This window comes from Streptomyces sp. NPDC048496, from assembly GCF_043200055.1.
Taxonomy (GTDB): Bacteria; Actinomycetota; Actinomycetes; order Streptomycetales; family Streptomycetaceae; genus Streptomyces.
Genome location: NZ_JBICXB010000036.1, coordinates 50,424 through 67,367, shown reverse-complemented (window position 1 = coordinate 67,367; position 16,944 = coordinate 50,424). Strand labels below are relative to the sequence as shown.

The 16,944-nt window shown below is 69.5% G+C and carries 23 protein-coding genes and 1 pseudogene; 9 read left to right on the top strand and 15 right to left on the bottom strand.

Going from position 1 to position 16,944, the window contains the following annotated elements:
* The coding region (locus tag ACGFSA_RS26405; protein ID WP_393308251.1) for a transposase at nucleotides 1-362 on the top strand (362 nt) is incomplete at its 5' end.
* A 323-nt stretch (nucleotides 363-685) separates the two neighbouring features.
* Here the strand turns inward: ACGFSA_RS26405 and ACGFSA_RS26400 are convergent.
* Nucleotides 686-1,003, bottom strand: a complete 318-nt coding sequence (locus ACGFSA_RS26400; RefSeq protein WP_393308249.1) for a hypothetical protein — start codon at nucleotides 1,001-1,003, stop codon at nucleotides 686-688.
* A 32-nt stretch (nucleotides 1,004-1,035) separates the two neighbouring features.
* Between ACGFSA_RS26400 and ACGFSA_RS26395 the strand changes: the two genes are divergently transcribed.
* The 3 genes and pseudogenes from ACGFSA_RS26395 to ACGFSA_RS26385 all read left to right on the top strand — a co-directional run bounded on the left by ACGFSA_RS26395 (nucleotide 1,036) and on the right by ACGFSA_RS26385 (nucleotide 2,768).
* Complete coding sequence (locus ACGFSA_RS26395; protein ID WP_393308261.1) at nucleotides 1,036-1,245, top strand: hypothetical protein; 210 nt, start codon at nucleotides 1,036-1,038, stop codon at nucleotides 1,243-1,245.
* 48 nt (nucleotides 1,246-1,293) lie between these two features.
* Nucleotides 1,294-2,080: pseudogene (locus ACGFSA_RS26390) on the top strand (IS200/IS605 family accessory protein TnpB-related protein); the annotation flags it as partial.
* A 103-nt stretch (nucleotides 2,081-2,183) separates the two neighbouring features.
* Nucleotides 2,184-2,768 (top strand): TerD family protein, encoded by a 585-nt coding sequence (locus ACGFSA_RS26385; RefSeq protein ID WP_393308247.1) that lies wholly within the window; start codon nucleotides 2,184-2,186, stop codon nucleotides 2,766-2,768.
* 511 nt (nucleotides 2,769-3,279) lie between these two features.
* On the opposite strand, the gene ACGFSA_RS26380 is transcribed toward ACGFSA_RS26385, so the two are convergent.
* A complete protein-coding gene (locus ACGFSA_RS26380; protein WP_393308245.1) occupies nucleotides 3,280-4,038 on the bottom strand; it encodes a DeoR/GlpR family DNA-binding transcription regulator in 759 nt (252 codons plus the stop codon).
* Between the two features lie 49 nt (nucleotides 4,039-4,087).
* Between ACGFSA_RS26380 and ACGFSA_RS26375 the strand changes: the two genes are divergently transcribed.
* Together ACGFSA_RS26375 and ACGFSA_RS26370 are read left to right on the top strand one after the other, a co-directional pair.
* Nucleotides 4,088-4,471, top strand: coding sequence for a DUF4406 domain-containing protein (locus ACGFSA_RS26375; protein WP_393308243.1), 384 nt, complete (start codon nucleotides 4,088-4,090; stop codon nucleotides 4,469-4,471).
* Nucleotides 4,468-5,145 (top strand): NUDIX domain-containing protein, encoded by a 678-nt coding sequence (locus ACGFSA_RS26370; protein WP_393308241.1) that lies wholly within the window; start codon nucleotides 4,468-4,470, stop codon nucleotides 5,143-5,145. The genes ACGFSA_RS26375 and ACGFSA_RS26370 overlap by 4 nt, the downstream gene beginning before the upstream one ends.
* A 32-nt stretch (nucleotides 5,146-5,177) precedes the next feature.
* Here ACGFSA_RS26370 and ACGFSA_RS26365 read toward each other — a convergent pair whose 3' ends face one another.
* The 11 genes from ACGFSA_RS26365 to ACGFSA_RS26315 all read right to left on the bottom strand — a co-directional run bounded on the left by ACGFSA_RS26365 (nucleotide 5,178) and on the right by ACGFSA_RS26315 (nucleotide 12,819).
* Entirely contained in the window at nucleotides 5,178-6,056 is an 879-nt protein-coding gene (locus tag ACGFSA_RS26365; protein ID WP_393308239.1) for an ABC transporter substrate-binding protein, read from the bottom strand.
* A 157-nt stretch (nucleotides 6,057-6,213) separates the two neighbouring features.
* Nucleotides 6,214-6,969, bottom strand: a complete 756-nt coding sequence (locus ACGFSA_RS26360) for an SDR family NAD(P)-dependent oxidoreductase (RefSeq protein WP_393308237.1) — start codon at nucleotides 6,967-6,969, stop codon at nucleotides 6,214-6,216.
* Nucleotides 6,966-7,151: a hypothetical protein gene (locus ACGFSA_RS26355; protein WP_393308235.1), complete on the bottom strand. Its 186-nt coding sequence runs from the start codon at nucleotides 7,149-7,151 to the stop codon at nucleotides 6,966-6,968. The genes ACGFSA_RS26360 and ACGFSA_RS26355 overlap by 4 nt, the downstream gene beginning before the upstream one ends.
* Nucleotides 7,152-7,179: 28 nt before the next feature.
* Nucleotides 7,180-7,470, bottom strand: coding sequence for a hypothetical protein (locus tag ACGFSA_RS26350; protein ID WP_393308233.1), 291 nt, complete (start codon nucleotides 7,468-7,470; stop codon nucleotides 7,180-7,182).
* Between the two features lie 187 nt (nucleotides 7,471-7,657).
* Nucleotides 7,658-7,789 carry a hypothetical protein gene (locus tag ACGFSA_RS26345; RefSeq protein ID WP_393308231.1) on the bottom strand — a complete coding sequence of 44 codons (132 nt, stop codon included), beginning with the start codon at nucleotides 7,787-7,789 and terminating at the stop codon, nucleotides 7,658-7,660.
* 102 nt (nucleotides 7,790-7,891) lie between these two features.
* Nucleotides 7,892-8,152 carry a hypothetical protein gene (locus ACGFSA_RS26340; RefSeq protein ID WP_393308229.1) on the bottom strand — a complete coding sequence of 87 codons (261 nt, stop codon included), beginning with the start codon at nucleotides 8,150-8,152 and terminating at the stop codon, nucleotides 7,892-7,894.
* 204 nt (nucleotides 8,153-8,356) lie between these two features.
* A complete protein-coding gene (locus ACGFSA_RS26335) occupies nucleotides 8,357-8,515 on the bottom strand; it encodes a hypothetical protein (protein ID WP_393308227.1) in 159 nt (52 codons plus the stop codon).
* 66 nt (nucleotides 8,516-8,581) lie between these two features.
* Nucleotides 8,582-9,532, bottom strand: coding sequence for a cytochrome c oxidase assembly protein (locus tag ACGFSA_RS26330; RefSeq protein ID WP_393308225.1), 951 nt, complete (start codon nucleotides 9,530-9,532; stop codon nucleotides 8,582-8,584).
* A gap of 111 nt (nucleotides 9,533-9,643) precedes the next feature.
* On the bottom strand, nucleotides 9,644-10,669 hold the full coding sequence (locus tag ACGFSA_RS26325) for a 6-phosphofructokinase (RefSeq protein ID WP_393308223.1): 1,026 nt from the start codon (nucleotides 10,667-10,669) through the stop codon (nucleotides 9,644-9,646).
* A 148-nt stretch (nucleotides 10,670-10,817) separates the two neighbouring features.
* On the bottom strand, nucleotides 10,818-11,546 hold the full coding sequence (locus ACGFSA_RS26320) for a type 1 glutamine amidotransferase (protein WP_393308221.1): 729 nt from the start codon (nucleotides 11,544-11,546) through the stop codon (nucleotides 10,818-10,820).
* 34 nt (nucleotides 11,547-11,580) lie between these two features.
* Nucleotides 11,581-12,819: a MurT ligase domain-containing protein gene (locus ACGFSA_RS26315; RefSeq protein WP_093893409.1), complete on the bottom strand. Its 1,239-nt coding sequence runs from the start codon at nucleotides 12,817-12,819 to the stop codon at nucleotides 11,581-11,583.
* A 114-nt stretch (nucleotides 12,820-12,933) separates the two neighbouring features.
* Here ACGFSA_RS26315 and def point away from each other — a divergent pair, with 114 nt between their 5' ends.
* Complete coding sequence (gene def / locus ACGFSA_RS26310; protein WP_393308219.1) at nucleotides 12,934-13,479, top strand: peptide deformylase; 546 nt, start codon at nucleotides 12,934-12,936, stop codon at nucleotides 13,477-13,479.
* Nucleotides 13,480-13,493: 14 nt separating this feature from the next.
* Here the strand turns inward: def and ACGFSA_RS26305 are convergent, their stop codons facing one another.
* Nucleotides 13,494-14,144, bottom strand: a complete 651-nt coding sequence (locus tag ACGFSA_RS26305) for a TetR family transcriptional regulator (protein WP_393308217.1) — start codon at nucleotides 14,142-14,144, stop codon at nucleotides 13,494-13,496.
* 183 nt (nucleotides 14,145-14,327) lie between these two features.
* On the opposite strand from ACGFSA_RS26305, the gene ACGFSA_RS26300 reads away from it, so the two are divergent.
* Complete coding sequence (locus tag ACGFSA_RS26300; RefSeq protein ID WP_393308215.1) at nucleotides 14,328-15,554, top strand: acyl-CoA dehydrogenase family protein; 1,227 nt, start codon at nucleotides 14,328-14,330, stop codon at nucleotides 15,552-15,554.
* A 129-nt stretch (nucleotides 15,555-15,683) separates the two neighbouring features.
* On the opposite strand, the gene ACGFSA_RS26295 is transcribed toward ACGFSA_RS26300, so the two are convergent.
* Nucleotides 15,684-16,172 (bottom strand): glutathione peroxidase, encoded by a 489-nt coding sequence (locus ACGFSA_RS26295; protein ID WP_393308213.1) that lies wholly within the window; start codon nucleotides 16,170-16,172, stop codon nucleotides 15,684-15,686.
* A gap of 255 nt (nucleotides 16,173-16,427) precedes the next feature.
* On the opposite strand from ACGFSA_RS26295, the gene ACGFSA_RS26290 reads away from it, so the two are divergent.
* Nucleotides 16,428-16,874, top strand: coding sequence for a hypothetical protein (locus ACGFSA_RS26290; RefSeq protein WP_393308211.1), 447 nt, complete (start codon nucleotides 16,428-16,430; stop codon nucleotides 16,872-16,874).
* Nucleotides 16,875-16,944: the final 70 nt, after the last annotated feature.

The window sequence follows — 16,944 nt, the reverse complement described above, 5'->3', positions numbered from 1 at the left end:
ACCCCCGCCTGCACCGCGCCTGGCGCCTCAAGGAGGCCCTGCGGATGGTGTTCACCCTGGCCAAGACCCGTCCCACCGCAGCCCTCACGGCACTGCACCGATGGATCGGCTGGGCCCGACGCTGCCGCATCGACGCCTTCGCCGGTCTCCAACGCCGAATCGTCCGGCACTACGACGCCATCCGGGCCGCGTTGATCACGGGAATGAGTAACGGGCTGATCGAATCCACGAACACCAAGACCCGCCTGATCATCCGCCGCGGCTTCGGCTTCCACTCCGCCGACGCCATCATCGCCCTCGTCATGCTCACGCTCGCAGGAGACAAACCCACCCTCCCCGGCCGTCAACTCGCAACCCAATGACCCACACATACGGCAGGAGAGCCCAAAAATGATGTGCCGGCTCAGTTCCCGCCGCAAAGGCGAATCCCGAAGATTGATTACAACCCGATACGCGCCCTAATGCTGCAACCGCATCTGGGGGTCGTGGCCTCGGCGTGGTAGGGGGAGCCGCGGGCCCGGGTCTGGCTGCGTCTGCGGAAGTGTGACGAGTGCAGATGGTGCTCGTTGGAGTGGTGGTGGGGCGTGATGACGACGTGCCCGATCAGTCGGCGGGTCTCCGGGACGCTGAGGGGGCGGAAAGGTTGGACAGGCCGAAGAGCTCCATCAGCCGGACGGGGTCGGCACTATGGCGAGCTTCGTCGTAGATCCGGTCCACGCGCAGGACGCCGGCTGCCAGGCCGGAGCCGTTTGAAGGGCCGCATGGAGGCCAGGGCCCGGATGTCCGTCTCTCGGATGAGGACGTCGGTGCCGAGGTGCCCCGTCACGATGCGCAGGGTGCGGATGCTGCCACTGAACGAGTCGGTGTTCCATCCGGGGCCGCGCATGTAGGTGGTGACGTCGTCGACCAGGCTGGAGGCCGCCTCGGTGAGGGTGGGCGCCTTGGTGGTGTCCAGGCGAGTCCAGTCACGGTGTGGCTCATGGCCCTGACTCCTCCGGCTCAAGACCCATGGCCATGTCGGTGGGGTCGGTGGCGATGACGAACAGTCCCCGCTGCAACAGCCAGGACCGTCTCGGGGAGCCAGTCGTCCAGCGACTGTGGCAGCAACAGGACCTGATGCGGGTCGAACGCCCGGAATCGCTCGTCCACCGGCGCCGCACGGCCCTGCAACCGCCGCTTCTCGACCGGCTCGACCTCGAACAGCCCGTCCCCACCACGCATACCGACATCATCCCGTACGAGTGACCAGCAGCCGGAGGCGGGGCGATGCCCGGGTGTGAAAACCCGAGTGCAGTCCGGCCCTCGCCCGTGACCGCCCGTGCCCGGGGCATGGTCGGCGTCGACACCAACGCCAACGCCGACCACTTCGCCGCCTACCACCTCGACCGGCACGGCAACCCCATCGGCGACCCGCACCGCTTCCCCTACGACCTGTCCGGAACCGCCGGCCACCGCGACGCACAGATCCGCCACGCACTGACCCGCCTGATCAACTGGGCCAAGCAGGCCGGTGTCACCGCGATCGGCATCGAAGACCTCGACTTCACGCGTGAGAAGACCCGGGAGAAGCACGGCCGCCGGAAACGGTTCAGACAGCTCATCTCCGGCATCCCGACCGGGAAACTCAAGGCCCGGCTCGTGTCCATGGCCGCCGAACAGGGCCTTGCGATCGTCGCGGTCGACCCCGCCTACACATCCCTGTGGGGTGGCCAGCACTGGCAGAAACCGCTGGTCACCCCGCACCGCACCATGTCCCGTCACGATGCCGCGGGCATCGCGATCGGGCGACGCGCCCTCGGGCACCCGCTCCGGGATGGGGTATCCCCTGCTCGAACGGAGTTGAGAGCTTGGGGAAGGACGGCACCGCCCCACACGACCAGAGCGATCGTGCGGGGCATCGGACCGTCCAGGCCGGACCAGGTGACCGGGGGCGTGAGGGAGCCCGCCCGCGACGGACCACGCCCCTGGAGGCGTGCCGCCGAGTGGGAAGCGAAGGCGGGAACCCAGTGCATCCAACACCGTTCGGGATGCGCCCAGTACACAGCAGTGGGTCCAGGACTCACTTATGCACACTGGTTAGGAACGGTTCATGCTAGTCCACTGGGACCTGCCAGCTGGAACCACCAAGGCGTCAGGCACACTCTGCGTGTTGTAGTGCCCTTGCCGAAATGGATGGTCCACGCATGATCACGCTCACCAAGGAAGACGGCCCGGCAGACCTGGACGGAGTGACCCACCTGTCCATCGGGGTTTCCTGGGATCCCACCGCTGGCAGCAGCGGTGGGATGCTGGGCAAGCTGCGCCGCAAGACCGGCACCGACCTCGACCTGATCGCCATCGCCATGCAAGGCGGGGACCCGGTGCGTCTCGCGGGTCTCGACTCACTCGACCCCATGGGCAACGGCTCCCTGGCGCACAGTGGCGACAACCAGACCGGGCACGGGGACGGGGACGACGAGACGGTGACCGTCGAGTTCGCCCGGATTCCGCCCAACATCACGTCGATCGTGTTCGTCGCCGCCGCGTACAAGAAGGGCAGTTCCTTCCAGAAGGCGCGCAACATCAGCTTCAAGGTCTACGACGCGACCGGGGGAAGCTCCCAGCAGGTCGCCGACATCTGGCCGAGCCTGCTCACCCAGGACAACGGCTGCGCCGTGGCCAAGGCGATGCGGGTCGGCGATACGTGGAAACTCGAAGTGATCAACGTGACGGGCAAGATAAAGCAGGGTGACGAGCATGCCCTGATGCGCTTCGCCGTCAGCAAGTAGTACGTCTCTGGGGCCCGGCACCCGAGTGGCGCCTGGGCCCCGGGTTCGCCAGGGACCCGGATTCACCGTGGAGCGGGCGTGGTTCAGGGCGTCAAGGCGGAGCGCGCCACTGTAGGAACGACCTTGACGTCCTGGGGCACTGCCGCGGTCTCAATCTGTGTTCCCAGCCGTCCGCACCCTCGCGCGCCCGCGGCTACGCCGCATGCGTTCCCCACGACCACTTCACGGATGGGATCTTCTGCTCGCCGAAGACCAGATCGGTAGTCACGTCGATGGCCATACTGCTCCTTGGTCGGGTTGTCTGCCGGGTAGACCGTGTGAATCTGGGGAACGGTACGACTGCTCAGCGTTGGGGCGATGCTGAGCAGTCGTCTGGTCAGGATGCGGGTTTGTCCCAGTCCTTCGCCGAGCGCAGAGCAATTGTCAATTCCCGTGGATGACCGAAGCGCGGTGACGGGTCGGTGTCCTGGATGTTCTGTCGGCCGGCGACCCCTCGTTCGGCATGTAGCAGTCAGCCGGCTGGCAGGACAGCCACGCCGAGCGCCGTGAGTTGTTCGACGACGGCGTTGTGGGGGTCGGCGTCGGTGATCAGTCCGCTGATCTTTTCCAAGGGCAGGACGCGGAACCGCGATGCCGTGCCGATCTTTTCGGACGAGGCGAGGACGTAGGTGTCCGCGGCCCGCGCGGCCAGGGCGCGCTTCATCGCGGCCTCCTCGGCGTCGCCGGTGGTCAGTCCCGCCTCCGGGTGCACGCCGGTGACGCCGATGAGGCACAGATCGGCGGAGACGTTCTGCGCGGCCTCGACCGCGGCCGCACCGCAGGCGACCGCGGAGTGCTTGAAGATGCGGCCACCGAGCAGGAAGAGCTCGACCTGCGGGTGGTCGAGCAGGGTGGCGGCGATCGTCGGACTGTGGGTGATCACGGTGCAGGCCAGGTCCTGCGGGAGCGCGTGGGCGACGGCCAGGGCGGTGGTACCACCGTCGAGGATCAGCGCGCCACCCGGCCGGACCAGCCCGGCGGCCACCGAGGCGACCTTCCGCTTGCCGTCGGGGGCCACGGTCTGCCGGGCGGCGTAGTCCGCCACGGCCGGGGAAACAGGGAGCGCCCCGCCGTAGACCCGCTGACACAGCCCCTCGGCCGCGAGATCGCGTAGGTCGCGTCGCACGCTGTCCTCGGAGATCCCCAGTTCGGCGGCGACGCCCTTGGCGACGATCTTGCCCTCGTGGGCGAGCAGACCTAGCAGGTGGTCACGGCGTTCAGCAGCCAGCATCCGTATTCTCTCCTGTTCTTGCACGTTTCTGCGTGTATCGTAGCGCCCCATGACCGACAAGCCCATGCTCATCCTGATCGCCGGGCCCTACCGCTCCGGCACCGACGGCAACCCGCAGGCCATGGCCGCCAACCTCGCCCGCCTCGAAGCAGCAGCCTGGCCCGTCTTCGCCGCCGGCCACCTCCCGGTGATCGGGGAGTGGATCGCCCTGCCCGTCCTGCACTCAGCCGGCGCGGGCCCCACCGACCCCCTCGCCGACCAGGTGCTCTACCCGACCGCCGACCGCCTCCTCGCCCACTGTGACGCCGTGCTGCGCCTGCCCGGCGACTCCACCGGAGCCGACCAGGACGTCGCCACCGCCCGCCGCCGCGGCCTGCCCGTCTATCACGACGTGGCCGAGATCCCCCGCCACACCCCACAGGAGACCGCGTGACAAGCCGCCCCGGCATCGACACCCCCGACCACCGCGGCCGCACCGGCCTCGACCGGGCCGGACGCGACCTGGACCGCAACCCCGGCGTCATGGTCCGCGACGTCGAGCTCACCTCCCAGGGCTGGCATGTACTGCGCCGCACCACCTTCGACTACCGCCGCCGCGACGGGCGTTGGGAGACTCAGCAGCGCGAGACCTACGACCGCGGCAACGGCGCCGTCGTCCTGCCGTACGACACCGGGCGTCGCTACGTCCTGCTCACCCGCCAGTTCCGCTACCCGGCCTACGTCAACGACCACCCCGACGGCATGCTCGTCGAAGCGGCCGCGGGGCTGCTCGACGCGGACGACCCGCCGACCGCCATCCGGCGCGAGAGCGCCGAGGAACTCGGCGTCACGCTCGGCCCGCTCACCCACGTCCTCGACGCCTACATGAGCCCCGGCTCCGTCACCGAGCGCCTCCACTTCTTCGCCGCCCCCTACACCCCGGCCGACCGGACCGGGACCGGCGGCGGACTCGAGGAAGACGGCGAAGACATCGAGGTCCTCGAACTGCCCTTCGCAGAAGCCCTCGCCATGACCCGCGACGGACGCATCACCGACGGCAAGACCATCCTGCTCCTGCAATGGGCAGCCCTGGACGGACCCTTCGCCCCCGCAGCGGGCGGCCGCTGACAACGCCGCCCTGCCGGCGTCGCGCCGGGCTCCTAGGGTGTGGTGGTTGCGGTGCGGTAGAACTCGGCTGCGGTGACGGTGGCGGGGGCGCCGAGTTCGGCGGCGACCGCGGTGATCGCGGTGGCGCCGACGGCGAGGTCGGCTTGGCCGTCGGTGGTGAAATACGGTGCGATGAACGACTCGTAGTGGGCTCGGGCTTCGTCTGCGGTATGTCGACCGAGGAAGGTCTGGATGTACCGCACCGTGGTGTCGGGTTCGTTGTGGATCACCTGCAGGGCGCGCCGGTGGGCTTGTACGACGGCCTGGACCGCGGGGTTGTCCGGGTGGATGTAGGTGGGGTCGACGGCCACGCCTACGGTGGGGATCTGGAAGTGGTCGCCGGCCCAGGCCAGCACCTGCCAGCCGTGCTCGGCGGCTATCGCCTCCGGTGCCATGGTGCTGCCGACCAGGGCGGCGTCGATCCTGCCGTCGTGCAGCCAGCGCAGGTCCATGCCGTAGTTGCCGGGCGGGCGGACGATGGTGTGGATGTCGCGGTCCGGGTCGAGGCCGGCCTGGCGCAGCACGATCCGGGCGAAGCACCCGGGTGCGGTGTGGGGGGCGTGTACCGCCAGCCGTCGGCCGGCCAGGTCGGCCAGGGAGGTCAGGCCGGCGCGGGCGAGGAACCAGAACAGTGGGCGGTGGGTGTTGACATTGAGTGCGACCCAGGGGACGCCATCGGCCAGTCGGGACAGCAGTGCCCGGCCGAGCCCGATGGTGGCGCCGTGGCGCAGTCGCTCCTCGTCCCAGGAGCAGCCGTCGCGCAGCGCGACGTGGACGCCCTCGGCGGCGTAGTAGCCCTGCTGGTCGGCGATGTAGGCGACCAGTTCCTCGTGCAGGCCGCGCCCGACGTAGGCGAGATCGATCGTGAACATGAACGTTTTTCCTTGATCGTGTCACCGCCATGCGCCCGGGCGTGCCGTGGGCCCGGCTGTTGCGGCCCATGGTGATGAGGTGACGGCTGTGCCGGATGTGCTCCGGCCGTCGGCCGGGCCGGGACGGTATGGCCCCGTGTGCGGAGGACAGGGGGCGTCAGTACATGGACATCCCGCCGTTGACCGCGGCCGTGGTGCCGGTCATGAAGGCGTTGTCCTCGCTGGCGTAGAAGGCGACCGCTTGGGCGACGTCGCCCGGGTGTGCCAGGCGGCCCAGGGGGGTGACGGCCACCTGCCGCTGCTTATGCTCCTCGTCGAGCACATCCGCCATGCGGGTGTCCTCCACCGGGCCGGGCTCGATGACGTTGACCGTGATGCCCCGCTGGCCCAGTTCCTGGGCGAGGTACCGGGCGAACTGCGTCAGTGCGGCCTTGGCCGTACCCAGCGCGATCATGCCCTCCCGGGGCCGGCGGCCGAGGTCGGTACCGAGATAGATGATGCGTCCCCAGCCCTGTTCGGTCATGGCGGGCAGGACGGCTTTGGTGACCGCGAACGCCGCACGCATCTCGTCGTCGAGCTTGCCGCCCAGTTCTTCCCACGTCATGTCCTGGAACGACTTGATCACATACGGGATGAGCGCGTTGTGCACGAGCACGTCGATGCCGCCCCATGCCGCCTGGACCTGCTCGATCATGCTCTCGACCGCCGCTGCCTCGCGCACGTCGGCCTGCACGGCCATGGCCTGGCCGCCTGCGGCCTCGATGCCGGCCACGACCTCCTCGGCTGCCGTGCCGCTGCGGAGGTAGTTGACCACCACGCGCATCCGTCGCGCGGCCAGAAGGCGTGCGGTGGCCGCACCGATTCCGCTGCTGGCCCCTGTCACCAATGCCACCCTGCCGGTTGCCCCAGTCACGGGCCCACCTCCTGCTCATCATCGCGGGCCGTCGGCACGACCGCCCGGAGTCGTTCATCGTCGACGCCGGGGTGTGCTGAGCGGATCGCCCCGTAGAGCACGGTGTCGACGGTCGCCCGCAGCAGATCGGCCGCGGTCCAGCTGAGTTCGCGCCGCAACTGCGAGGTGAGCAGCCGCTCCAACGGGCCGCGGGTGACCTCACTCAGCAGCTCAGGCTGCGCCGGCAGCAGTCCCCGCCGGTGCCCGTCCCGGCAACAGCTCGTAGAGCCGCCGGCAGACCACCGCGTCCACACGCTGCTCCACGTACTGGCGCAGCATCGCGTCGCCCCGCCCCGTCGCGAGCTGAGCCGCGCTGATCCGCCCGAGCTCACTGCTTGCCGCGATCAGGAACCGCTCTACCCGCACATCGAACGGCTGCCCTTCTGCGTCCTCGGTCGTTGCCACCAGCGTGCGCTCCACCGCCGCGAACTGCAGCGCGAGCGGATGGCCGTCGGAGTCCATCCGCTCAGAGCCTGTCGGGTGACCTTCGATCGAAAAGCGGACGCGGTCTGGTGCGTGCGATTCCAAGGCGCTGGAAGGTCCTCGGATGGGGTCTCCCCTGCTCGAACGAAGCTGAGAGCTTGGGGAAGGAGCTACTAGGGCCTTTCGGCAACGCGGGAAGCGTGCGTGCCAGGGCGTGGCCGCCCGATCAGAGGTCACCCGACAGGCTCTCAGCCGCCCACGCCGCCTCCTCCCGGGTTGGCGCGAAGAACAGATGCAACTCATGCGTGGTGATCAGCCGCTTGAACCGCGGATACGCGGTCCGCTCGATCGAGGTCACAACCCACCCCCGTCCAGACGACGGTCAGCATCACCACCAACAACACTGGGCCGAATGGGTGACGGCCAACGCCAGCCGTGGCAGCGGACGGTGAAGGCACTGCTAAGGCATGGGGCCGAGGTTGCCTTCGAGGACGGTCTGGATGACCTGGGGCCGGTCCCAGAGGGCCAGGAGTTCGTTGGCGACGGTCATGATGGGCAGGGGGTCCTGGTTGCCGTGCACCTTGATGGCGGCGGCCGACAGGCTGGGCGGGACGGCTCCCGCGTCGAGGATGATGATCTGCCCGGCGTGTCCGCGCGGGCCGGGTGTCAGATCGACCGCCAGCCGGTCGCCACTGCCGTTGTCCTCCATCTCGTGCCGCATGTCCTCCACCTGGGCAGCCCGACCGGGCGGGGGCAGCCGTCGCCGCAGGGGCAGACTCCAGCCCTGTCGGCCGATGCGTCCCGCCACGCGGATGGACGGGGCAGCCTGCTGCCGGCCGAAGTCCCGACCTGGCGCTGAACCTCGGTCGACGGGCGGGCCCGCGCCCGGCCGGGTCCGCCCGTCGTACCGGACAAAGGGCCCCGCTCAGGTGTCGCGCGTGGCGACCATTCCCAGAGTGATCAGCCCGAGCACCACCCAGCCGAACCAGAGCCAGCCGTTGCTCCCCAGCGCCACCGTGTAGGCGGTGACCGCCACCAGGGCTCCGACGGTGAGCATCCCCATCGTCCTCGTGGATCCGGACATGCGCGCACCCTCCTCGTCGGCCGCGCGGCCGTGGACCCCATCGTCACCCGGAAGGTGTCTCCACCGCTACTGTCCGCGCGCCTGCAACGAGGCGAGATAGGCGTTGTACGCCTTCAGTTCCTGGTCCCCGTCGCGGTCGGCGGCGCGGTCCGCACGCTTCGCGGTCCGCTGCTCGGAGCCGTACCACTGGAAGACCAGCGCGATCAGCACCAGCACCGAAGGGATCTCGCTGAACGCCCAGGCGATGCCGCCCGCCCAGTTCTGGTCGCTGAGCGCGTCGATGCCGAGTGAGGCCGGCGGATGCTTGTACGTCTCCACCATCGGAGAGGTCGCCATCATCAGCGCGATGCCGAAGAACGCGTGGAACGGCATCCCCGCGAACAGCTCCAGCATCCGCATCACATAGCCGGGCCGGTGAGGTCCCGGGTCGACGCCCATGATCGGCCAGAAGAAGACCAGTCCGACGGCGAGGAAGTGCACCATCATCGCGAGGTGCCCGGTCCTCGAGCCCATGAGGAAGTCGAAGAGCGGGGTGAAGTACAGCGCGTACAGGCTGGCGATGAACATCGGGATGGTGAAGACCGGATGCGTGATGATCTTCATGTACCGGCTGTGCAGCAGCATGAGCAGCAGCTCGCGCGGGCCGGTGCGGTCACGGCCCGCGACCGGCAGTGAGCGCAGCGCCAGAGTCACGGGGGCGCCCAGCAGCAGCAGGATCGGCGACAGCATGCTGATCACCATGTGCTGCACCATGTGCACGCTGAACATGACCATGCCGTAGTCGTTGAGCTTCGTGCACATCACCAGGGCGATGCTCAGCACGCCGACCGTGAAGAAGATGATCCGGTTGACCGGCCAGCCGTCCCCGCGTCTGCGCAGTCGCAGCACCGCGTAGCCGTACAGGCCGAGCGCGAGGACGCAGCCGATCAGGAATACGGGGTCCGCGGAGAACTGGAGCCCACGTCCCAGCGTGAACGGCGGCAGATCCATGGTCATGCCGTGCCCGCTGTGATCCATCTGTTCACTCCCGATGGGGACGTCCCCGTTTCGTGCCGGTTGTCCCGACCAGAGTAGAACTGCCCCCGGCCGCAGCTGCGGCCGGGGGCAGTTCTCAGGTGCTGGTGTTGCTCAGAGCACGCACTCGGCCTCGGCATACCGCTCGGCCGGGACCGTCTTCAGGGTCTCCACGGCCCGGGCCAGCGGCACCATGGTGATATCCGTGCCGCTCAGCGCCGTCATCATGCCGAACTCGCCACGGTGTGCCGCCTCGACCGCGTGCCAGCCGAAGCGGGTCGCCAGGACCCGGTCGTACGCGGTCGGGGTGCCGCCGCGCTGGACATGGCCGAGTATCACCGGACGGGCCTCTTTGCCCAGGCGCTGCTCCAGCTCGACGGAGAGCTGCGTGGCGATCCCGGTGAACCGCTCGTGGCCGTAGATGTCCTTGGTGCCCTGCTCGAACTCCATGGAGCCCACGCGCGGCTTGGCGCCCTCGGCGACGACGACGATCGCGAACTTCTTGCCCGCCGAGAAACGCTTGCCGACCAGCTCGGTCAGCTCATCCATGTCGAAGGGGCGCTCCGGCACGACAATGGCGTGCGCACCGGCCGCCATGCCCGAGTGGAGTGCGATCCAGCCGGTGTGGCGGCCCATGACCTCGACGATCAGCACCCGCTGGTGCGACTCGGCGGTGGTCTTCAGCCGGTCGAGGGCGTCGGTGGCCACGCCGACCGCGGTGTCGAAGCCGAAGGTCACATCGGTCGACGCGATGTCGTTGTCGATGGTCTTCGGCACGCCGACGATCGGCAGCCCCGCCTCGGAGAGCAGATGAGCCGCCTTCAGCGTGCCCTCGCCGCCGATCGGGATGATCGCGTCGAGACCGAGATCGGCGACATGGCTCTTGGCCTGCTCGACGCCGCCCCGCAGGTGTGCGGGCTGGACCCGGGACGAGCCGAGGATCGTACCGCCGCGGGCGAGAATTCCGCCGACCGCGTCGAGGTCGAGCTTGCGGTAGTCGCACTCAAGGAGGCCCTTCCACCCGTCGTGGAAGCCGATGACCTCGTCGCCGTGGTCGACCACCGCGCGGTGCACGACGGAACGGATGACGGCATTGAGGCCGGGGCAGTCGCCGCCGGAGGTGAGCACACCAATACGCATTGCCCGGGAAACCTTTGCAACGTGGGCCGACGACCGGACCACGTCGTCCGGTTGGATCCCGCCACCCTACCGGCGCAGGGTGGCGGGACCGAACCGGGCGTCCGCCTGTTGGACTCCGCTCAGTTGAGCGAAATACTCGTCATTCGGGTCACGCGGGCTGGGTCGCCGACGCGATGCGCTCGGCGCGCAGCGCCTCGTACCAGCGGTCGTCCGTCGGCGGCAGGGCGTTGACGTCGAGGGCCAGCTTCAGGAGCAGGTCCGCGATCATCGGGTTACGGGCCATCACGGGCCCGTGCATGTACGTACCGAAGACCGTGTCGTTGTACGCACCCTCGGTGCCGTCACCCGTGCCGTTGCCCCGGCCGAGCTGCACCCGGGCGAACGGCCGCGCCGTCGGGCCGAGATGGGTGACGCCCTGGTGGTTCTCGAAACCGGTCAGCTGCGGCAGGCCCAGCCGCGGATCGATGTCGGCGAGTACGTCACCGACGCACCGGGCACCCTCGCCACGCGTGGAGACCACGTCGAGCAGGCCGAGACCGGGCTCGCGCTCACCGAGGTCGTTGATGAACTCGTGGCCGAGGATCTGGTAGCCGGCGCAGACCGAGAAGATGATCGCGCCGTTGGACGCGGCCCGGCTGAGACCGCCGTCACGGCGCAGCCGCTCCGCGGCGAGGCGCTGGGGCCGGTCCTCACCGCCGCCGATCAGATAGATGTCGCCGGACGTCGGGATCGGCTGGTCGCTGCGCACGTCGACGCGCTGCACGTCGAGACCGCGCTGCCGGGCCCGGCGCTCCACCACCAGCGCGTTGCCCTGGTCGCCGTAGGTGCTCAGCAGGTCGGGGTAGACCCAGACCAGACGCAGACCGTTGTTGCTCATGCTTCGTCCTCTCCGGAGGTGGCCGGCGCCGGGGTCAGTTGCCGACACGACGGCGCAGATCCTGGAAGGCGGTGTAGTTGGCGATGACCTCGATACGGCCGGGCGGGGCCTGCTGCACGGCCTCGTCGAGGTTCTCGCATACCCGGAAGTCGAGACCGGCCACTTCGAGGCGGACCGCGAGGTCCAGCTTGCGGTCGCCGAGCACGAAGATCGGGTGGCCCGCGAGCTGGGTGTAGTCGACGTCCCACAGCCAGGAGGTGTCCGTGCCGTCCGCGCCCCGGGCGTTGACGGAGAGGATCACCGGCGTGGGCGGCGGGTCGATCAGGGAAAACGTTTCGAGCCAGCCCGCGGGGTTCTTCGCCAGCAGGAGCCGCAGCTCACGGCCGAGGAAGGAGACCACGTCGTAGCGGCCGGCGACGGCCTGCACCTGATACATGCGCTCCAGGGCGACCTGCGGCGGCACACCGAAGACGGCCGCGACGGCGGCCGAGCTGGTGGCGTTCGCCTTGTTCGCGCGGCCGGGGAGCTGCAGGTGGATCGGCCACGCCGAGCCGTGCGGGTCCAGGACGTAGTCGCCGTGCAGCACCCAGCTCGGCGCGGGGCGGCGGAAACCGCACTCGCCGCAGAACCAGTCGTCGCCGGGGCGCTGCATCACACCGCCGCAGGACGGGCAGGACCAGGCGTCGTCCTTCCACGCCTGCCCGGCCGCGACCCACACCACGTTGGGGGACGAGGACGCCGCCCAGACGATCAGCGGGTCGTCGGCGTTGGCGACGATCACGGCCTTCGAGCCGGACAGCCCCTCACGCCACTTTTCGGCCAGCATCCGGGTCTCCGCGGCGCGGTCCAGCTGGTCGCGCGAGAGGTTGAGCAGCGCGATCACCTTGGGTGTGGTGTCCCGCGCGACGCCTGCGAGGTACTTCTCGTCGACCTCGATCACGCCGTACTTCGCGTCCGAGCCACCGGCCAGGGCCGAGGTGATACCCGCGGGCATGTTGGCGCCGAGCGCGTTCGACACGACCGGGCCGGCGGCCCGCAGTGCCTCCGCGATCAGCCGGGTCGTCGTGGTCTTGCCGTTCGTCGCCGACACGAGGATCACGTCCAGGTGCTGCGCCAGCCGCCCCAGCAGGTCGGGGTCGAGCTTGAGCGCCACCCGGCCGCCGATCACCGATCCGCTGCCGCGCCCCGCAGCGCGCGACACCGCCGCTGCGGCCTTGCCCGCCGTCACCGCCAGCTTGGCCCGCGGCGACAACGGCTCCGTGTTGCCTGCCATCGTCCTAGATCCTCCTTGCATCGGTCCGCGCCCAGCCTATCGATGTCCGGCGTGGCGACCGCACCACGGCACCACCAGGAAGGTGGAGGCCACGTGGAACGTACGATGGCGGCCATGCGAAATCGCCCGATCCCCGGCAGTTCCGGACTCGTCCGCGCCATGACTCTGCTCGGTGACCCGGTGCTTCACGGCGCCTGCGAGGACGTCACCGACTTCGGTCCGTCGCTCGCCCGGCTCGTCGAGGACATGTTCGCCACGATGTACGCGGCACAGGGGGTCGGTCTCGCCGCCAATCAGATCGGCATACCGCTGCGGGTGTTCGTCTACGACTGTCCTGACGACGACGACGTCCGTCACCTCGGCCATCTCGTCAATCCGAAGCTGGTCGAGGCGGACGGCATCACGGTACGCGGACCGGAGGGCTGCCTCTCGCTTCCCGGCCTGGAAGCCGGGACCTCACGCTTCGACCACGCGGTGGTGGAGGGCGTGACCGTCGACGGGGAGCCGGTGCGGGTCGACGGCACGGGCTGGTTCGCGCGCTGTCTCCAGCACGAGTGCGACCACCTCGAAGGCACCGTCTACACGGACCGGCTGACCGGGCTGCGCCGGGCGAGGGCACTGCGCGCGGCCCGCCGGGCGCCCTGGGGACGTACCGACTGACCACGCTCCCGCCGTCAGAAGCCGGGCCCGCCCGGCAGGTCGCCCGCGGCGGCCAGCCTGCCCCACAGCAGATCGGCCAGGCTGCGCACCAACTGAGCGCGTGAGCAGGGGCGTTCGCCCAGCCACCAGTCGCCCGCCGCATGCATCATGCCGACGATGCCATGGCCCCAGATGCGGGCCATCTCCTCGCTGTCCGGGCCCAGGTCCACCCGCTCGGCGATGACCAGGGCGAGCTCTTCGCCGAGCCGGCGCAGCAGCGGAGCGGAGTGGCGCCCGACGTCGAAGCCCTGCTCGGGGGAGGGGGCGGGGTCGTCGGACGGGTGCATCAGGAAGCGGTAGACCTGCGGACGGGCCTCGATTGCCGCGAGATAGGTGTCGAGCGTCGCCTCCACCCTCTGGCGGCGCTCGGCGGGGGCGTCGAGTGCCGCCCGCAGTGCGCCCAGCAGCGCGTCGGTGTGGCGCTTGGCGAGCGCGCGGTAGAGGCCGCCCTTGTCGCCGAAGTGCCGGTACAGGATGGGCTTGGTGATCCCGGCCTCCGCCGCGATGGCGTTCATCGAGGCCTTGGGCCCGTCCCTGAGCACCACGCGGTCGGCGGCCTCCAGCAGCTCCCGACGGCGCTGCTCGGCCGCGGTCCGCTGTTTTTCGGCCTGTCGTGTGGTCTCCATGTCGCCTCTCCCCACCCTGGCCGTGCACCTGGCCATGCAAGTCCGTTACGCCTGCGCAACGTAACACTCGGCCCCCCGGTGGTGCTGATCGGAGTCCGTCCGATTGACAGAGACTACTTGCCGGTAACAGACTTCTGTTACCGCAGGTAAAGGTGATTTTTACGGTAGTGCATGGAGGGGAACATGGCAGAGTTCACGCTCGATCTCAACGACGACCAGAAGCAGGTCCGCGACTGGCTTCACGGCTTCGCCGCGGATGTGATCCGTCCGGCTGCCTCGGAGTGGGACGAGCGTGAGGAAACGCCCTGGCCCGTCATCCAGGAGGCGGCCAAGGTCGGCATCTACTCCCTCGACTTCTACGCCCAGCAGTTCTTCGACCCGACGGGGCTCGGCATTCCGATGGCCATGGAGGAACTGTTCTGGGGCGACGCGGGCATCGCCCTGTCGATCGTGGGTACGGGCCTGGCGGCCGTCGGTGTCCTCGCCAACGGCACCGAGGAGCAGATCGGCACCTGGATCCCGCAGATGTACGGCGATGCGAACGATGTGAAGGTCGCCGCCTTCTGTTCCTCGGAGCCGGACGCCGGCTCCGACGTCGCCTCGATGCGGACCCGTGCGGTGTACGACCAGGCCAAGGACGAGTGGGTGCTGAACGGCACCAAGACCTGGGTGACCAACGGCGGCATCGCCGATGTCCACGTCGTCGTCGCCGTGGTCGACTCGGAGCTCGGCTCCAAGGGCCACGCCTCCTTCATCGTGCCGCCGAACACCCCCGGGCTCTCGCAGGGCCAGAAGTTCAAGAAGCACGGCATCCGGGCCTCGCACACGGCGGAGGTTGTTCTGGAGGACGTCCGTGTCCCGGGCCACTGCCTGCTCGGCGGCAAGGAGAGGCTGGACCAGCGCCTGGCGCGGGCCCGTGAGCGCGCCCAGTCCGGTGGCGAGCGCGTGAAGAACGCGGCGATGGCCACCTTCGAGGCGTCCCGCCCGGCGGTCGGCGCGATGGCGGTCGGCACCGCGCGCGCCGCCTACGAGGTGGCGCTGGACTACGCGAGGACCCGGACCCAGTTCGGGCGTCCGATCATCGACAACCAGGGCATCGCGTTCCAGCTCGCGGACATGCGGACACAGATCGACGCGGCCAGGCTGCTCGTCTGGCGGGCGTCCTGGATGGCGACCACCGGGAAGCCGTTCGAGTCGGCCGAGGGCTCCATGTCCAAGCTGTACGCGAGCGAAACGGCGAAGAAGGTCACCGCGCAGGCGATCCAGATCCTCGGCGGCAACGGCTTCACCCGTGAATACCCGGTGGAGCGGATGCACCGGGACGCGGCCATCTACACGATCTTCGAGGGGACGAGCGAGATTCAGCGGCTGGTGATTGCGCGCACGCTGTCGGGCCTGCCGATCCGCTAGCGCGGTGCCGCGGGGGTGTGCCGGCGCCGCTTTGTCCTCAATCGCCGGACGGGCTTGATCCTGTGCCCGGCGGGGGTGAGGTTGTGCCGGGCGGGCTGACCATCAGGCCGCCCGGCACAACGCCGCCCGTCAGGCGGGCAGCAAGGCCTCGATTGCCGCCACGAGCTCCGGCGCCTCCGGTTCCGTGCGGGGGCGGATACGGGCCACCGGCTCGCCGGACGGGGAGATCAGGAACTTCTCGAAGTTCCACTGCACGTCACCCGCCTCGCCGTCCGCGTCCGCGAGCTGCGTCAGCTCCGCATACAGCGGGTGCCGCCCGTCACCGTTGACGTCGACCTTCTGCAGGAGCGGGAAGCTGACTCCGTACGTCGTCGAGCAGAACGTCTGGATCTCCTCCGCGCTGCCCGGCTCCTGGCCCGCGAACTGGTTGCAGGGAACACCGAGGACGGTGAAGCCCCGGTCCCCGTACTCCTTCTGCAGCCGCTCCAGGCCCGCGTACTGCGGGGTGAGCCCGCACTTGGAGGCGACGTTCACCAGCAGGACCGCCTGTCCGCGGTAGGAGCCGAGGGTGGTCGGCTCGCCGGTGAGCGTGTGGAGCGGAATGTCGTGCAGCGTCATGAGGGTCTCCTTGTAAGTCGCTTCCGACGCCATTCTTACGCCCGCAGGTTCATCGGCACGAAGCCGACCGCCCGACCGTCCGGATCCAGCAGCAGTTCCCGGCCGCCCGCCGTGTGTTCCACGGTCACCGCCCGGGAGCTGGGTGCCGTCGGCCGGAGTGCCGACGGAGAGCCGCCGTGTCACGCTGGGACGGGGGATCACGCCCGGTCCGGCCTGCTCGGCCGGCCCGACGGCCCAGCCACCGAGGAGGCCGACATGGCCAGCGACACCATCGGACCCAAAGCGGGCCGCGCCAAGCCGAGCCCCACGCACGCGCCGACATCCGACATCACCGTCCTGGCAGCAGCCCTGATGATCTTCGGCGGAACGATGGCGATCCTCGAGGGGGTCGCGGCCATCGCCAAGGACGACCTGTTCCTCGCGACACGCCACTACGTGTTCGAGTTCAGCCTGTCGGGCTGGGGCTGGGTCCACCTCGTTCTCGGCATCGTCATCGTCCTCGCCGGCTGCGCCGTGCTGACCGGAGCCCTCTGGGCGAGCTACTTCGGTGTCTTCGTCGCCGGCCTCGGCGCGATCGCCAACTTCCTGTGGGTGCCGTACTACCCCCTGTGGGCCATGACGCTGGTCGCCGTCAACATCTTCATCGTCTGGGCGCTGTGCACGGGCATGCACCGAGAGGCGGCCGAGGGTCAGACGGCCTGACCCGGGCGTGCCCGGCCGGCCGGCACCTTCTCCAGGACGGCGACGTTTACGGCAGTCGGCCCTGTTGGAC

Coding starts and splice junctions, on each gene's coding strand:
- ACGFSA_RS26330 (WP_393308225.1), bottom strand. CDS start 9,532: ATGGATCACAGCGGGCACGGCATGACCATGGATCTGCCGCCGTTCACG.
- ACGFSA_RS26325 (WP_393308223.1), bottom strand. CDS start 10,669: ATGCGTATTGGTGTGCTCACCTCCGGCGGCGACTGCCCCGGCCTCAAT.
- ACGFSA_RS26290 (WP_393308211.1), top strand. CDS start 16,428: ATGGCCAGCGACACCATCGGACCCAAAGCGGGCCGCGCCAAGCCGAGC.
- ACGFSA_RS26385 (WP_393308247.1), top strand. CDS start 2,184: ATGATCACGCTCACCAAGGAAGACGGCCCGGCAGACCTGGACGGAGTG.
- ACGFSA_RS26300 (WP_393308215.1), top strand. CDS start 14,328: ATGGCAGAGTTCACGCTCGATCTCAACGACGACCAGAAGCAGGTCCGC.
- ACGFSA_RS26295 (WP_393308213.1), bottom strand. CDS start 16,172: ATGACGCTGCACGACATTCCGCTCCACACGCTCACCGGCGAGCCGACC.
- ACGFSA_RS26305 (WP_393308217.1), bottom strand. CDS start 14,144: ATGGAGACCACACGACAGGCCGAAAAACAGCGGACCGCGGCCGAGCAG.
- ACGFSA_RS26380 (WP_393308245.1), bottom strand. CDS start 4,038: ATGCTGGCTGCTGAACGCCGTGACCACCTGCTAGGTCTGCTCGCCCAC.
- ACGFSA_RS26335 (WP_393308227.1), bottom strand. CDS start 8,515: ATGTCCGGATCCACGAGGACGATGGGGATGCTCACCGTCGGAGCCCTG.
- ACGFSA_RS26350 (WP_393308233.1), bottom strand. CDS start 7,470: ATGGACTCCGACGGCCATCCGCTCGCGCTGCAGTTCGCGGCGGTGGAG.
- ACGFSA_RS26340 (WP_393308229.1), bottom strand. CDS start 8,152: ATGCGGCACGAGATGGAGGACAACGGCAGTGGCGACCGGCTGGCGGTC.
- def (WP_393308219.1), top strand. CDS start 12,934: ATGCGAAATCGCCCGATCCCCGGCAGTTCCGGACTCGTCCGCGCCATG.
- ACGFSA_RS26395 (WP_393308261.1), top strand. CDS start 1,036: ATGACGAACAGTCCCCGCTGCAACAGCCAGGACCGTCTCGGGGAGCCA.
- ACGFSA_RS26365 (WP_393308239.1), bottom strand. CDS start 6,056: ATGTTCACGATCGATCTCGCCTACGTCGGGCGCGGCCTGCACGAGGAA.
- ACGFSA_RS26375 (WP_393308243.1), top strand. CDS start 4,088: ATGACCGACAAGCCCATGCTCATCCTGATCGCCGGGCCCTACCGCTCC.
- ACGFSA_RS26320 (WP_393308221.1), bottom strand. CDS start 11,546: ATGAGCAACAACGGTCTGCGTCTGGTCTGGGTCTACCCCGACCTGCTG.
- ACGFSA_RS26315 (WP_093893409.1), bottom strand. CDS start 12,819: ATGGCAGGCAACACGGAGCCGTTGTCGCCGCGGGCCAAGCTGGCGGTG.